Genomic DNA, 14,669 nt, shown 5'->3' with positions numbered 1-14,669 from the left:
TTTAACTTACTTTGCTTGAGATGATTTATACCTTAAAGCGTTCCACATCTCGACGCATCGACTCAGCAGCACTACTCATCTCATTTGAGCTATTACGGCTGCTTTCAGCTTGTTGGGCGAGGTCGTCAGAGGCATCTTTGATCCCTTGTGTATTACGACTGATGTCTTCGCTTACTGCACGTTGCTCTTCTGCAGCACTGGCTATTTGCAACGCCATGTCGTTGATTTCAGTGATGGCTAGAGTGATTTTAGAGAGGCTGCCATGAGCTTGCTCGGCGAAGCCAACACTGTTTTCTGCAAGTTGGGTGCTGGTGGTCATGCTATCAACCGCATGTTCAGTGTTCTTCTGCAGGGTATCGATCATCACGCGGATCTCTTCCGTTGAACCATGCGTTCTTTGACTTAGCACGCGAACCTCGTCTGCGACAACGGCAAACCCACGACCTTGTTCACCCGCTCGAGCAGCTTCAATTGCCGCATTCAAGGCCAATAGGTTGGTTTGCTCTGCGATACTTTGAATAGTGGATAGGATTTGGTTGATGCTTTGAGCATTACTCTCTAATTCACGGATCACATTGGCCGCGTCTTCCACTTGGGTCGCAAGGCGAGTGATGGCATCGCGGTTTTGTTGAATCACTTCCTGGCCGTCATTACAAGCGGTTGCAGAGGCTTGAGAAGCAGATGCAGTTAATTCTGCATGGCTCGCTACTTCTGCGGCGGTAGCCGACATCTCATGAATCGCGGTCGCAATCTGGTTGATATCGTTTTGTTGATTCTCCACACTAATGGAGGATTGCGTTGCCAGTTGGTTGGCTTTTTCTGCGTGGTTGTTTAAATCGTGGCTGTGCTCAACGACGCCTTTTAGCATGCTCTGCATTTGACTTAAGAATTGGTTCACCAGCTCAGCAAGCTTACCGATCTCATCCATGCGTGTGATATCAATACGTTGAGTAAGGTCACCTCGACCTTGAGCAAGCTGGGTTAGCGCTTCTGACAAGGTTTGTAATGGGTAAAGCAGGCGGTTGATCACCATTGTGCTCGCAATAGAAATGACGATGTACAAAATCAAAGAGGTTAAGGAAATGAATTGAATCGCATCAGAGACCGCAGAAAATGCCATTTTCTTATCGATAACTATGCCTAGTGACCAATCGGTGTTCGGTACGTTAGCAATGTAGACCATTTTATCCCCTTGGCCTGGCCAAGTTAGCGTAGTGATCATTTGATCTTGGATCAGTTGCGACACTTTATTGACCGTTAGCTCTGGGTTCAAACTGGTCAGCGGTTTCTGACTGAGCGCTTCATCACTGTAGGCAACGATGTTGTTATTACCATCCACGAGAAATGCGAAACCATCGTTTTCGAGTTTCACATTGAGCACGGTGTCAATAATACTGGTCACCGTTAAGTCTGCCGCAAGAACCCCTTGTTTTTCGCCATTAAATGCTTTGGCAAAGCTGATGACAATGCTGCCGTCAAAGTCTTGATAAGGTTCGGTAATGATGAGATTGGATGTCGCGTTGGCATCTTTATACCAAGGGCGGGTGCGTGGATCGTAGCCTGCTGGCCAATCTTCACCTTTATCACCATACGCGATAGTACCATCGCTGAATCCTGCATAAACAGACAAGAACTGCCCGGCTTGTTTGGTGATCAATAACTCGCGGTCAGAATTACCATTGCTTGAAATGGTCGGTTCATTAGCAAGCATCATATCGCTGCGGGTAGTGAGCCAATCGGCAATATAATTAGTCGTACCAACGCTCACATTTTTCATCTCTTGGTTGATCGCGATTTCAGTCTCTTGATTCAGCTGATTAACCGATATCCAAGCTTGAGCGCCACTGACGACGGCAATAATGACCGCAATTGCGATCTGAATTTTAAATTTAATAGTATGTCTCAAGGTCCATTCCTCTCTTTTAAAACAAAACCCTAACTACGGTGACGTACCTAATAATGAATGATGTGTTTTTGATAGGTGTATAGTGCCGCTTCCTATCAGGGGATGAATGTGTTTTAAATCATAAATTCTAAATATATTTGTGCTGTTTTTTGACAAATAGTGAAGTGAAATCACAGCAATTTGTTTATTGAAATGTCAATTGTCAGCATGGAACGGTATAGCTCGAAAAAAGCGCTAAATCTACATTCAGCGCTTTAGTTAGAATTAAAGGGGAGCGTTAAAGTCTACTCGGTGATAATAAACAGGGCGAGGTAAACCATCAGTAAGCCGACAATCCCTAAGATGATACCCATCTTCGCCATGTCTTTGCTTTCGATAAGCCCGGTTGAGTAAGCCAGTGAGTTTGGTGGTGTCGATACTGGAAGAATCATGCCTAGCGATGCTGAGAAGGCAACCACAACCAATAACCCTTGTAAGCCGCCAATCGCGACCAAGCTTTCCATGGAAGCACCAATCGCAGCGGCTATCGGCATCAGTAAGTTGGCCGTCGCGGTGTTTGACATGAAGTTCGCCATTAACCAACACACGATAGATAACGTGAGTACTACAGCCGCCGGTGACAGTGATTCATAGTCAATCGCGTGAGCCAATGCAGAGGCCAAGCCTGTTTTATCCAGGCCGATACCAATCGCAATACCACCTGCAACGAGCCACAACACATCCCAGTTGATCAGCTTGAGTTCTTCTTTGCCCATGATGCCAGTCAGAGTAAACACAGCCAGTGGAATGATAGAGACCACGTAGGTGTTCATGCCATGTAGCTTGGTGGTCATCCACAGCAAAATGGTGACGGCAAAGGTGACGTAAACCACGATCGCTCGCCAGCTCTTTCTGAATTGCCCATCGAGTTTGAGCACCATGTTCTTCTGCGTGGAAGGAAAGATTTTCTGAAGAAGGAACCAAGCAATGGTGAGCTGGATGATCACAAAGGGTAAGCCCATCACCATCCAGCTTAGGAAGTCGATGGTGTTTTCACCGGTTAGGTATTGCAGTGCGATGGCATTGGGAGGCGTACCGATTGGTGTTGCGATACCACCAGTATTAGCGGCAATCGGAATACACAATACGAGTGCTTTGATCCCCATATCGCCTTTGGGTGCCGAAGCTACAATAGGGCCGAGCAGAGCGAGCATCATGACCGTGGTTGCGGTATTCGACATAAACATTGAGAAAACCGCGGTGATCAGCATTAAGCCAAGCATGATGAAGCGCGGTTCTGTACCGAATGGTTTCAGCAGCACTCGAGCTAGGTTGTTATCGAGTTCGTACTTAGATGCTGAGATTGCGAGAGCAAAGCCACCCATGAATAGAATGATGATTGGTGATGAAAATGCACCGAATATGTCGGTATATTTAATTAACTCACCGAGATCGTGTCCTGCGGGGGGATTTCTAAATAGGTGTAAACCTTTGTCGGAAATCATCACCAGTTCAAGTGCAATGATCAGTATCGAGGTGGCGAAAACCGGTACGGGTTCAAGTACCCAAAGCAGGGCAGCAAGTAGGAATATCGCTAGCAGGCGGTGTTGAATCAGCGTCAGGTCATCGATAGGTATTGAATCTATTGGCATGAATAACACGCCCAAGGGAATCGCAAAACAAATCAACAGCTTGACCAGAACGCCAACATTGAGTTTAGGCATGTACAAAGACCCTATGAATAAAATATCTTCAAATAGAGTAGGTTATCTGGATTTTTGGTACTTGGAGACGGGTTGGAAAATCAAAAAGTTGTTTAAGGTTTCGGCAACTGTTTTGTTTTTGGTCAATCTTTTTCTGGGCGATTAGAAGCAAGAGTTAGAACCAACAGGTGGTTGGGCAGGGTTTTGATAATTTGGGCTGTTAGAGCTGAGTAGCAAATGAATCGGTAGAGTTAAGAAAAAGGCGCGCTCTTCTCTGAAAAACGCGCCTTGAAAGCTTAATGTGTTAATTGTGGGAGTTACACTTGGTCTGTATTCTTAGCAGAATCGGCAGCAACATCGTCACTTGCTTGTGCTTCTTTACCAGCGATGTGCGCGAAAGGTGTACCTAGAACCGTTTTCTCGCCATTTTGCACAGTGTCGTCAAACTTGATTGCATCTTTCGCGAACAGGTTGATAACGGTTGAACCAAGCTTAAAGCGGCCCATCTCTTCGCCTTTCTTCAAGATGATAGCGTTATTGCCTTGTGCTGGGTAATCCCATTTGTAAACCGAGTTGCCGCGAGGTGGTGTGATGGTGCCAGCCCATACTTGCTCGATGCTGCCAACGATAGTTGCGCCAACCAGCACTTGTGCCATTGGGCCAAATTCAGTATCGAAGATACAAACGACACGTTCATTCCGTGCGAAAAGGTTTGGAACGTTCTCTGCCGTTAACGGGTTAACTGAGAACAGGTCACCAGGAACGTAGATCATCTGGCGTAGTGTGCCGTCGCATGGCATATGCACGCGGTGGTAATCACTTGGAGACAGATAAAGCGTTGCAAATTCGCCGTCTTTAAACTCATCCGCTAGCGCTGCATCACCCCCCAATAGCTCGCGAGCTGAGTAGTCATGGCCTTTAGCTTGAATCAGTTGACCGTCAGTAATTGGTCCAAATTGGCTTACACGCGCATCTGCAGGGTGAACAATAACAGACTCTCCTTCAGCGATAGGGCGGATGCCTTCTTTCAATTCACGCACGAAGAATTCATTGAATGTTTTAAAGTGTTTTGGATCGCTATGCAGAGCTTCATCCATGTTCACTTTGTATTGCTTGATGAACCAGTTGATGATCGCTGTCGTTAAGCCGCCCGCTTTAGCAGACGCAAGTTTGCCGACTAGGCGAGTCAGTCCATGTTGTGGAATCCAGTACTGCAATCCAACTTTAATCTTATCCATTGTATTAATTTTCCAATGCTAATTGTGTTTCAATTAAATCTGTCGATGACGGTTTAGGGCGCGAGATGTTACTTAAATTCGCGCCAATTGTCAGTAAATGCACACGTTTGTTCACAAAAACGCGATTAGAGATCGGCTTTTTTGTTGCGTGAATACTGACGGTTATCTTTGTTACTCGCCATGCTTTCAATGATGCGGTGGTAGTTGTCGAAACGTAATCGACTGATCTTTCCGTTTTCTACCGCTTCGCGCAGGATACAACCTGGGTCATCGTTGTGTTTACAGTCGCGGAATTTACAACCGCCAAGGTAAGGCTTGAACTCGATGAAGGCTTGAGTTATTTCATCGGCCTCTAAGTGCCATAGGCCGAATTCACGAACTCCTGGTGAATCAATCAGATCACCGCCAGAAGGGAAGTGGTATAAACGAGCTGCCGTGGTGGTATGCTGGCCAAGACCTGAGTTCTCAGAGACTTCGCCTTCTTCAATGTCGAGCGTTGGCATTAATGCATTCACTAGGCTTGATTTACCCACACCCGATTGACCAACAAAGATGTTGATACGGTCTTTGAGTTCAGCTTCCAGCTCTTTGATGCCGTAGCCAGACTCTTTACTCACGAACATCACTTTGTAGCCGATCTTCTCGTACTCTTTAAGTGTTTCACGGTATTCGGCAATCTGCTCATCAGTTAGTAGGTCGACCTTGTTCAGCACAACAAGAGGTGCGATGTTGACTGTTTCAGAAGCGATCAAATAGCGGTCGATAATATTAAGTGATAGCTCTGGTAGCACTGCCGATACGATAACCATTTGGTCAACGTTAGCAGCAACCGGCTTTAGGCCATCGTAGTAATCAGGGCGAGTCAGCATTGAAGTTCTAGGTTCAACCGCTTCCACAACGCCAGAAATGCCGGCCATGGACTCCAAGCCTGCGCGCCAAGTCACTCGGTCACCAGAAACTAAAGTCTCGATACTACGACGTAAGTTACAACGATGAACTTCGTTAGTTTCAAGATCTTCGATATCAGCATGTTGGCCAAAGCGCGTAATCACGAGTCCGCTTTTGGTTCCACCAAGCATGTTCTCATCCCACTGGATAGAATCTTCTTTCTTGAGTCGCTTGTTCTGGTTGCTACGTACTCGACGTACTTGACCTTTGGTTAACTTCTTTTTTTTAGCCACAATTTTTCACTTAACACATCTAACTTGATGATTGGGGACTCAAACTGGATGTTGCTGGTACCACATTATTTCGATGGTCCTAAAGCTAGTTTGAGTATAGTTATTTGGGTATAGTACCTCTTTTACACATAAACAAATAGGCGACGCCTTATGTCCTTTAGCGATCAGAACCTTATTTGGGTTGATCTAGAGATGACAGGACTGGATCCTGAAACTCATAAAATCATTGAAATTGCTACTATCGTGACTGATAGTGAGCTTAACATCCTGGCTGAAGGACCTGTTTTGGCTATTCACCAACCTCAGAGTGAATTGGACAAGATGGACGAGTGGTGCACAACGACGCACACTGGCAGCGGCCTCGTGAAGCGAATTCAAGAAAGTACGGTTTCAGAGCAAGATGCCATCCAACAAACGATTGAGTTTCTTGAAAAATGGGTACCCAAAGGTAAGTCACCGATTTGTGGCAACAGCATTGGTCAAGACCGCCGTTTTCTATACAAGCACATGCCTGAGTTGGAAGAGTACTTCCACTACCGTTATGTTGACGTAAGTACTCTGAAAGAGCTGACTCGCCGTTGGAAACCTGAAGTGTTAGATGGTTTTTCTAAGTCGGGAAGTCACCTTGCGTTAGACGATATTCGAGAGTCGATCGCTGAGCTGCAGTACTACCGAAAAACGATTATTAACATCTAGTCGAATGAAATGATCACGTTTATCTAACTTTTCAGGGACATAAGAGCCAATTTTTTTGCAAATCTGTGTGCTTTTGCAGCAGTTGAATAAAAAGTTTCGTAATTTTGCATTAAGGACTTGCATCACAAAAAAATGCTCTTATAATTCGCAGCCCTGAACGGCGAAAGACGTTTTCAGATTGCGATACTAGCTCAGTTGGTAGAGCGCAACCTTGCCAAGGTTGAGGTCATCGGTTCGAACCCGATGTATCGCTCCAATTTGTAGGTTACGGCGAAAGCGGTAATCGAAAGGTGAAAGACCTTTTATAATGCGATACTAGCTCAGTTGGTAGAGCGCAACCTTGCCAAGGTTGAGGTCATCGGTTCGAACCCGATGTATCGCTCCAAATTAGCCTTTTTAAGGCAAGATTCATTGTCTTAAACGATAATGATGCGAAAAGAGAAACATCCGGACGCGGGATGGAGCAGTTTGGTAGCTCGTCGGGCTCATAACCCGAAGGTCGTCGGTTCAAATCCGGCTCCCGCAACCACATTACAGTTAAGCGCCATTTATTGCCTAAGGCAGTAAGAGCCGCGATTAACTAATGCGATACTAGCTCAGTTGGTAGAGCGCAACCTTGCCAAGGTTGAGGTCATCGGTTCGAACCCNTGTCTTAAACGATAATGATGCGAAAAGAGAAACATCCGGACGCGGGATGGAGCAGTTTGGTAGCTCGTCGGGCTCATAACCCGAAGGTCGTCGGTTCAAATCCGGCTCCCGCAACCACATTACAGTTAAGCGCCATTTATTGCCTAAGGCAGTAAGAGCCGCGATTAACTAATGCGATACTAGCTCAGTTGGTAGAGCGCAACCTTGCCAAGGTTGAGGTCATCGGTTCGAACCCGATGTATCGCTCCAATTTAGCCTTTTAAAGGCAAGATTCATTGTCTTAAACGATAATGATGCGAAAAGAGAAACATCCGGACGCGGGATGGAGCAGTTTGGTAGCTCGTCGGGCTCATAACCCGAAGGTCGTCGGTTCAAATCCGGCTCCCGCAACCACATTACAGTTAAGCGCCATTTATTGYCTAAGGCAGTAAGAGCCGCGATTAACTAATGCGATACTAGCTCAGTTGGTAGAGCGCAACCTTGCCAAGGTTGAGGTCATCGGTTCGAACCCNTGTCTTAAACGATAATGATGCGAAAAGAGAAACATCCGGACGCGGGATGGAGCAGTTTGGTAGCTCGTCGGGCTCATAACCCGAAGGTCGTCGGTTCAAATCCGGCTCCCGCAACCACATTACAGTTAAGCGCCATTTATTGCCTAAGGCAGTAAGAGCCGCGATTAACTAATGCGATACTAGCTCAGTTGGTAGAGCGCAACCTTGCCAAGGTTGAGGTCATCGGTTCGAACCCGATGTATCGCTCCAGCTTTCTTCTACAAAGCTATTAAGACTCTTTAAACCACAGTGTTTTTCTTTAGATCACAGAGTTTAAAGACGACCTTAAAGGTCACGCTCTTTCTTTAATGCTGCGAAGCATAATCCCCCCAAAAAGCAAATAATCCTCCATCATGGTGGATATTTTTTTGTCTTAAATTTTTCTTAGCAACTGGAATGCTAGTAAACATCAGGTCTCTGAATCAGATACTTGAGGTTTTCCAAATCTATAAACAGACTTATCCACAAAGTGTCATATGTGGATAACTTGGTTGATAAAGTTATTTCAGGCTTAATTCTTTATTTATCTCTAAAAGATCTTCCTTGTTTTCAATATATTAGCTGAATTATATAATTCGTAACTAGTTGTTTTTTATCAGTTTGATTGTTTATTTTGAATTTGATAGAAGATCTTTAACTTGTTGTTTTTTGATCTTAATCATTGGTCGATACTGTGTTTAACTTTGTTAGAGTGTCGGAAGTTTACGAGAGTTTTGAATTTTTTCCACATTACTAAAATTGAGAACAAGGTCAAATATTGTTCTCAAATTATGTGTATGAGTTGTTTTATGCATTGAACTGTTGATCTAGGTAAAGCTGCCAATCGTTGATGCTTAAAGGGCTAAGCATCTCTTGGTAGTCCTTTCTCAACGATACGTATAAGTCTGTGCTTTTTGGTGGAGGTGTTGCCGTTGGCTTGTTGCATGCCGCTCGCGTTGGGTAACTGTTGTAGTTGTTTATTCAAAGCCCACTCAATATGCACATCCAACATATCGTTTGTGCCTTGATGAGACTCTAGTGTTTCAACAATGCGTTGTTGAAATGGCGCATTGCCCATAGCAACAAAGATATTGCGCAGCCACTGGGTGTGGCCGATACGTCTTATTGCGGAGCCCTCCATTTTCTTTAGGAAGGTTGCTTCGTCCCAACTTGAAAGTGAAACCAGATCGGCTTCTTGGAAATCTTCTCTACGATGAAAGTCTGTTTGCTCTGTGAGTTCGGCATGACGATTCCACGGGCAAACTAACTGACAGTCATCACAACCATAAATACGATTACCAATTGCATCTCTAAATTCTTCAGGGATCACACCACTATATTCAATGGTTAAATACGAGATACACTTACGCGCATCAACGACGCCATCATCAATAATGGCACCTGTTGGGCAAGAGGTGATACAGGCGGTGCATTTACCACACTCATCGACACTGGGTACATCGACTGGAAGAGGGATGTTAACTAACAACTCTCCTAGAAAAAACCAAGAGCCAGCGTCTTTATCAAGAATTAATGAGTGTTTACCTGTCCAGCCTAACCCTGCTTTTTGAGCGAGCGGTCTTTCCAAAATGGGCGCTGAATCGACGAATGGGCGTGAGTCTAAACCTTCGACTTCTTTTGCAATTCTTTGTCCCAGCTTTTTCAACTGGTTGCGGAACAATTTGTGATAGTCGCGGCCTAAAGAATAACGGCTGATATAGCCTTGAGTGGTATCGCTTAGGTTAGAGGCGAACTGAGCTTCTGGTGGTAGGTAATTCATTCGAGCGCTGATCACTCGAATTGTGCCTGGGTGAAGTTCATCGGGACGTGCACGCATCATCCCATGTCGAGCCATCCAATCCATTTCGCCGTGGTTGCCAGCATCTAGCCATGCTTGAAGAGGGGCTTCGTGTTCACTTAAGTCTACATCGCAGATGCCAACTTTTTGAAAGCCGAGCTCTTTTCCCCAGATTTTAATTTTTTCAGCAAGATGCTCTAGATTCATGGCTTGATTCTTATCGATTAAAATTCGGTTCGGCAAAAATGGGGGGCGGATTTTAACTGATCTTGGTGGTGTTGACCAGAACAGACGTGTTTTGAGCAGTATTTTTCATAGAACTTACACTTGAGTGCTTGTCTCCCAAAAGCATCACGGTTTACTATTCTTGTTCTTTTGATTTTTATGTAGCCAACGATCGATTTTTAGAGAACGCATTCATGAGCACGAAACAATTTACTTTGAAAGATGAACAAGCAACGATTCAATTAGGAACGGAGCTTTCTAATCTTTGCTCACAGCAGACAACTATTTATCTGCATGGTGATCTTGGCGCGGGTAAAACGACCTTCAGTCGTGGCTTTGTAAAAGCACTTGGCCATCAAGGCAATGTGAAGAGCCCTACGTATACTCTAGTCGAACCTTATCAGCTTGCCGATTGGCAGGTGTACCACTTTGACCTTTATCGCCTAGCCGACCCAGAAGAGTTAGAGTTCATGGGAATTCGTGACTATTTTACTTCGGATGCTATCTGTTTGATTGAATGGCCTGAGAAAGGTTATGGGATGCTACCAGAAGCAGATTTGGACATTGATATTCGTTACCAAGACGATCACCGTATTGTTTCTTTAACCGCTAGTAGTGAATACGGACAGCGCTTACTTAGTCAGTTGGAGTTATGTTGATTTCTAAACGCCTTATTTCCGCATTGGCCATGATGGCTGCTGCTTTTTCTATACTGTTTTCTTCACTTGTTTCTGCGAACTCACTGAAAAGTCTAAGGGTTTGGCCTTCTCCGGAAGAAACTCGTGTGGTTATCGACTTAAAATCAGAAGCGGACTTTAGCTATTTCACTCTGAGTAGCCCGAGTCGTTTAGTCGTCGATTTAAAAAATACTAACCTTGCAACTAAGCTACCGGTCGTGGTGAAAGATAGCCCTGTTCTATCTAAGATTCGTAAGAGCTCTCCGCCAGACAAAAACACATATCGCTTGGTTTTTGAGTTGAAGAAGTCCTCTATAGCGGAGTTGTTTAAACTCAGCCCGACTCCGGGAGGTCAGTACGGACATCGTCTGGTGATCGACTTACCTCATGGTGCGGCAAGTAAAGCGACGTCGAAGCCGAGTAAACCAACGGTTAGCAAAAATATTAATCAGGTTAAACGTCAGAAAGATATTCTGATCGTGATTGACCCTGGTCACGGCGGTGAGGATCCAGGCTCTATTGGGCCGTCTGGAAAGTATGAGAAGAATACCGTTTTAAGTATTTCGCGCAAAGTGGCTACACAGTTGGATGCGGTCCCTGGGATCAAAACTCGCATGACCCGTAATGCCGACTATTTTGTAAACCTTAACCGACGTGTCGCGATTGCTCGTGAAAACGAAGCTCATCTGTTTATATCTATTCATGCGGATGCTTTTACTACCCCTCAACCACGAGGTGGTTCGGTGTTTGTGTTGAACACTCGACGTGCAAATACAGAGATCTCTCGATGGATCGAGAACAAAGAGAAGCAGTCTGAATTACTCGGTGGTAGCGGTGCGGCTTTCACTGGCAATATTGATGATAAGAACGTAAACCAAACTCTGCTTGATTTACAGTTCAGCCACTCACAGAAAGAGGGCTATAAGCTTGCAACAACCATTCTGTCTGAGATGGGTAAGGTTGCTAAGCTTCATAACAGTAAACCAATCAATACCAGTTTAGCGGTATTACGTTCACCACAGATACCATCGGTCTTGGTCGAGACGGGCTTTATTTCGAATCCGACCGAAGAGAAGCTTCTCTTCCAACGTTCTCACCAAGATAAATTGGCACGAGCAGTGACCAAAGCGGTCGTTACATATTTGAAGGCTAACCCGCCAGAAGGGATTATCCTGTCTAATGCGACGTCATCAACGGGTAGCGTGAGCCAACATAAAGTGTCCCGTGGTGAGTCTCTGTCTGTGATTGCTAGTAAATATGGCACGTCGACACAAGCGTTGATGAAATTCAACAAGCTGAAATCGAGCAGCCTAGCTATCGGTCAGGTTATTAAGATTCCAAGCACTGCTTCAGGCTCATCGTTTAGCAGCGTAGTCAAAACCAAGACCATAACCCACACGGTTAAGTCTGGAGAGTACCTAGGTAAGATAGCTAGCCGTTACAAAGTACGGGTTGCAGATATCAAACGTGAGAACCGCTTGAAATCAGAGACTGTGAGAGTGGGCCAAAAGTTACGTATTACGGTTGAAGTGAAAGATGTTCCTCTGCGCAAACACAAAGTTGCAAGAGGTGATTACCTTGGCAAGATTGCTTCGAAATACGGCGTGAGCGTCAACAGTATTCGCCAAGCGAACAAGCTACGTTCTGATGAACTGGCGATTGGACAAGTACTGATTATTCCGCATAAGTAGTTGAGGCAATGCGTAAGTAATGCTTAGAACATAGAAGCAATCTCTAACGCGAGAAGTGTTTCTATAGATGGCAGTAAGGTAGCTATAAATATGACGATCAAAATACTGCCAGCTCGGTTAGCGAACCAAATCGCAGCAGGTGAAGTGGTGGAAAGACCAGCTTCTGTTGTGAAAGAGTTGGTTGAGAACAGTTTGGATTCAGGTGCGACGCGTATCGATATTGATATCGAAAAGGGTGGCGCCAAGATGATCCGCGTCCGTGACAACGGTAAGGGCATCGTCAAAGATGAACTTGCCTTGGCACTGAGTCGTCATGCTACCTCTAAGATTCATACCCTTGATGATCTTGAGGCGATCGTTAGCCTTGGTTTTCGTGGTGAAGCGCTCGCAAGTATTAGCTCTGTTGCGCGCTTAACCATGACTTCACGCCCTGCCACTCAAGATCAAGCTTGGGCAGCACACAGTGAAGGCCGTGATATGCAGGTTAAACTGCAGCCTGCCGCGCATCCTATTGGCACCTCGGTTGAAGTGTTGGATCTGTTCTTCAATACGCCAGCACGCCGCAAGTTCTTACGCACTGAGAAAACCGAATTTACGCATATAGATGAGCTGCTTAAACGCATCGCATTGAGTCGCTTTGATGTGACGATCAACCTCCGTCATAACGGAAAAATGATTCGCCAGTACCGCGCTGCCAAAACACAAGTTCAAGCTGAAAAACGCATCGCTGCGGTATGTGGCAACCCTTTTGTTCGCCATATGCTTAAGATCGAACTTGAGCATCAGGGCTTAAAACTTCATGGCTGGATCACCACGCCTGAAGGGGCAAGACAGCAAAGCGATCTGCAATACTGTTATGTGAATGGCCGTATGATGCGTGACAAGCTGATCAATCATGCGATTCGTCAAAGTTATGAGACTAGCCTGCGACCAGACCAATTTGCGACGTATGTGTTGTTCATTGAGTTAGATCCACATCAGGTGGATGTGAATGTTCACCCTGCAAAACACGAAGTGCGTTTTCACCAAGCTCGTCTTGTACATGATTTCATTTACCAAGCATTGAGTGATGGCTTAGCACAGAGCAAGCAAATCGATGCCGTACCTATCAATCAGTCTGCTTTCCATCAATCAGAAGCGTCGAATTCTCAGCAAGATGGTTCAATGACTGAAACGGGTGATACAGCTGGCTTCTATGAACAAACAAACATTACACAAAGTAACTCGGATGACGCACAGGTCTCAGATAGGGAGCGCCACGCCATTGAGCAGACTCCTGCCTACCCGAGAAAAGCTGAATTTGAGCAGGATTACAATAAACCTCAACACAGTGTTAATGATGGCGGGCGACATTATGCTTCATCAACCAGTCCAAGTTTATCAGCTGGCCGAAGCTCGCCTGCTAGTAAGAGCAGTTTCATAGAATCTCCTAGCCAAGCGTGGATCGAGTCTCGACCTGAACCTAAAAAAGAAAAAGAGCCGCACCAGCATCATGGTGAACCCGCGCCCTCTAAGCGAGAAGTGAAAGCCTACAAAGAGCTTCTGAAAACGCCAGATTTTGATGATCAAGTTGTACAGCCATCTTCACCACAAGACCATGTGGTACCAGTAAAAGCAACACAAGCTAAGCCGACTCAACAGAATCCAATTCATTTGAAGCCAAGAGTACCTGTGACGGACTTGGGCAAAGCGGTCTCGATTGTGGAACGTCAGTATCTAGTGATGGGCAATAAGAATGGCTGTGTGTTGGTCTCTTTGGCTAAAGCGGAGTTACTGCGCGTTATTGGCCAGCTAGACACGCGTGATGGCGCGTTAAAGAGCCAACCATTATTGGTGCCTTTATCCATCAAGTTAGGTAGCGAGCTAGTTGAGGTCGCTAAGGCATTGAGCCAAACACTGGCATTACTTGGTATTGAACTTAAAGCACGAAGCAGTGAAGCCGTGATGGTGATGGGGGTACCTTCTCCATTAAGGCAGCAAAACTTACAAATTCTGATCCCGGATCTGTTATCTTACGCGGCTTCATTAAACGCTCAGATTGTTGATAATCACGCGGCTAATGTTTCCAACGACCTGTTACCATCATTGGTCAACTGGATCGGGATTCAAACCGCACAAGTAAAAAGCGACTACACTTTATCTGAAGCGGTTCAATTAGTTGGGGAACTTGAACAACTTTGGCATGGTCTACTTCCATTAGATGATCCTGAGTTTGTTAATACTATCGACTTTTCGGCGACTATTGCGGCATTCATGGCTTAGTTTATTGGTAAATTAAGCTTATTTACGGCTTAGGCTGTGTATGATTTTATTTTTTACAATGGGACTTTTTTCGCAACCGAATCCATCGTGACAAAAAGCCCTTTGCTATAAAGCGCTATAACTGAGAAACAAATA

Annotated in this window: 9 protein-coding genes and 10 tRNA genes; 14 read left to right on the top strand and 5 right to left on the bottom strand. The window is 45.3% G+C overall.

Features of this window, described 5'->3' with window-relative positions; translation table 11 throughout:
- Positions 1-25: 25 nt before the first annotated feature.
- The 4 genes from L1D11_RS10820 to rsgA all read right to left on the bottom strand — a co-directional run bounded on the left by L1D11_RS10820 (position 26) and on the right by rsgA (position 6,007).
- Positions 26-1,906: a methyl-accepting chemotaxis protein gene (locus L1D11_RS10820; RefSeq protein WP_239831634.1), complete on the bottom strand. Its 1,881-nt coding sequence runs from the start codon at positions 1,904-1,906 to the stop codon at positions 26-28.
- 284 nt (positions 1,907-2,190) lie between these two features.
- Complete coding sequence (locus L1D11_RS10815) at positions 2,191-3,609, bottom strand: SLC13 family permease (protein ID WP_239831635.1); 1,419 nt, start codon at positions 3,607-3,609, stop codon at positions 2,191-2,193.
- A gap of 296 nt (positions 3,610-3,905) precedes the next feature.
- On the bottom strand, positions 3,906-4,826 hold the full coding sequence (gene asd / locus L1D11_RS10810; RefSeq protein ID WP_239831636.1) for an archaetidylserine decarboxylase: 921 nt from the start codon (positions 4,824-4,826) through the stop codon (positions 3,906-3,908).
- Positions 4,827-4,951: 125 nt separating this feature from the next.
- Positions 4,952-6,007, bottom strand: coding sequence for a small ribosomal subunit biogenesis GTPase RsgA (gene rsgA / locus L1D11_RS10805; protein ID WP_239831637.1), 1,056 nt, complete (start codon positions 6,005-6,007; stop codon positions 4,952-4,954).
- Between the two features lie 150 nt (positions 6,008-6,157).
- On the opposite strand from rsgA, the gene orn reads away from it, so the two are divergent.
- From orn to L1D11_RS10750, 11 genes are all read left to right on the top strand, one after another.
- Positions 6,158-6,703 (top strand): oligoribonuclease, encoded by a 546-nt coding sequence (orn, locus tag L1D11_RS10800; RefSeq protein WP_010434065.1) that lies wholly within the window; start codon positions 6,158-6,160, stop codon positions 6,701-6,703.
- A 180-nt stretch (positions 6,704-6,883) separates the two neighbouring features.
- Positions 6,884-6,959: transfer RNA gene (locus L1D11_RS10795), tRNA-Gly, on the top strand.
- 53 nt (positions 6,960-7,012) lie between these two features.
- A tRNA-Gly gene (locus L1D11_RS10790) sits at positions 7,013-7,088 on the top strand.
- A 67-nt stretch (positions 7,089-7,155) separates the two neighbouring features.
- Positions 7,156-7,232 (top strand) — tRNA-Met (locus L1D11_RS10785).
- Positions 7,233-7,296: 64 nt separating this feature from the next.
- Positions 7,297-7,355: transfer RNA gene (locus L1D11_RS10780), tRNA-Gly, on the top strand.
- A 36-nt stretch (positions 7,356-7,391) separates the two neighbouring features.
- Positions 7,392-7,468, top strand: a tRNA-Met gene (locus tag L1D11_RS10775).
- 56 nt (positions 7,469-7,524) lie between these two features.
- A tRNA-Gly gene (locus tag L1D11_RS10770) sits at positions 7,525-7,600 on the top strand.
- Between the two features lie 67 nt (positions 7,601-7,667).
- A tRNA-Met gene (locus L1D11_RS10765) sits at positions 7,668-7,744 on the top strand.
- Positions 7,745-7,808: 64 nt separating this feature from the next.
- Positions 7,809-7,867, top strand: a tRNA-Gly gene (locus L1D11_RS10760).
- Positions 7,868-7,903: 36 nt separating this feature from the next.
- A tRNA-Met gene (locus L1D11_RS10755) sits at positions 7,904-7,980 on the top strand.
- A gap of 56 nt (positions 7,981-8,036) precedes the next feature.
- Positions 8,037-8,112: transfer RNA gene (locus L1D11_RS10750), tRNA-Gly, on the top strand.
- A gap of 631 nt (positions 8,113-8,743) precedes the next feature.
- Here the strand turns inward: L1D11_RS10750 and queG are convergent.
- Complete coding sequence (gene queG, locus L1D11_RS10745; RefSeq protein ID WP_239831638.1) at positions 8,744-9,886, bottom strand: tRNA epoxyqueuosine(34) reductase QueG; 1,143 nt, start codon at positions 9,884-9,886, stop codon at positions 8,744-8,746.
- 212 nt (positions 9,887-10,098) lie between these two features.
- On the opposite strand from queG, the gene tsaE reads away from it, so the two are divergent.
- The 3 genes from tsaE (at position 10,099) to mutL (ending at position 14,534) form a co-directional block, all read left to right on the top strand.
- On the top strand, positions 10,099-10,563 hold the full coding sequence (gene tsaE, locus L1D11_RS10740; protein WP_239831639.1) for a tRNA (adenosine(37)-N6)-threonylcarbamoyltransferase complex ATPase subunit type 1 TsaE: 465 nt from the start codon (positions 10,099-10,101) through the stop codon (positions 10,561-10,563).
- Entirely contained in the window at positions 10,557-12,272 is a 1,716-nt protein-coding gene (locus tag L1D11_RS10735; RefSeq protein ID WP_239831640.1) for an N-acetylmuramoyl-L-alanine amidase, read from the top strand. Before tsaE ends, L1D11_RS10735 begins: the two co-directional genes overlap by 7 nt.
- Positions 12,273-12,362: 90 nt before the next feature.
- Positions 12,363-14,534 carry a DNA mismatch repair endonuclease MutL gene (gene mutL / locus L1D11_RS10730; protein WP_239831641.1) on the top strand — a complete coding sequence of 724 codons (2,172 nt, stop codon included), beginning with the start codon at positions 12,363-12,365 and terminating at the stop codon, positions 14,532-14,534.
- The last annotated feature ends 135 nt before the right edge of the window (positions 14,535-14,669 follow it).

The sequence above is a fragment of the Vibrio sp. Isolate32 genome, from assembly GCF_022397955.1.
GTDB lineage: Bacteria > Pseudomonadota > Gammaproteobacteria > Enterobacterales > Vibrionaceae > Vibrio.
Note: the sequence above shows the minus strand (reverse complement) of the source record. Positions and strands in the feature narration are given on the sequence as shown.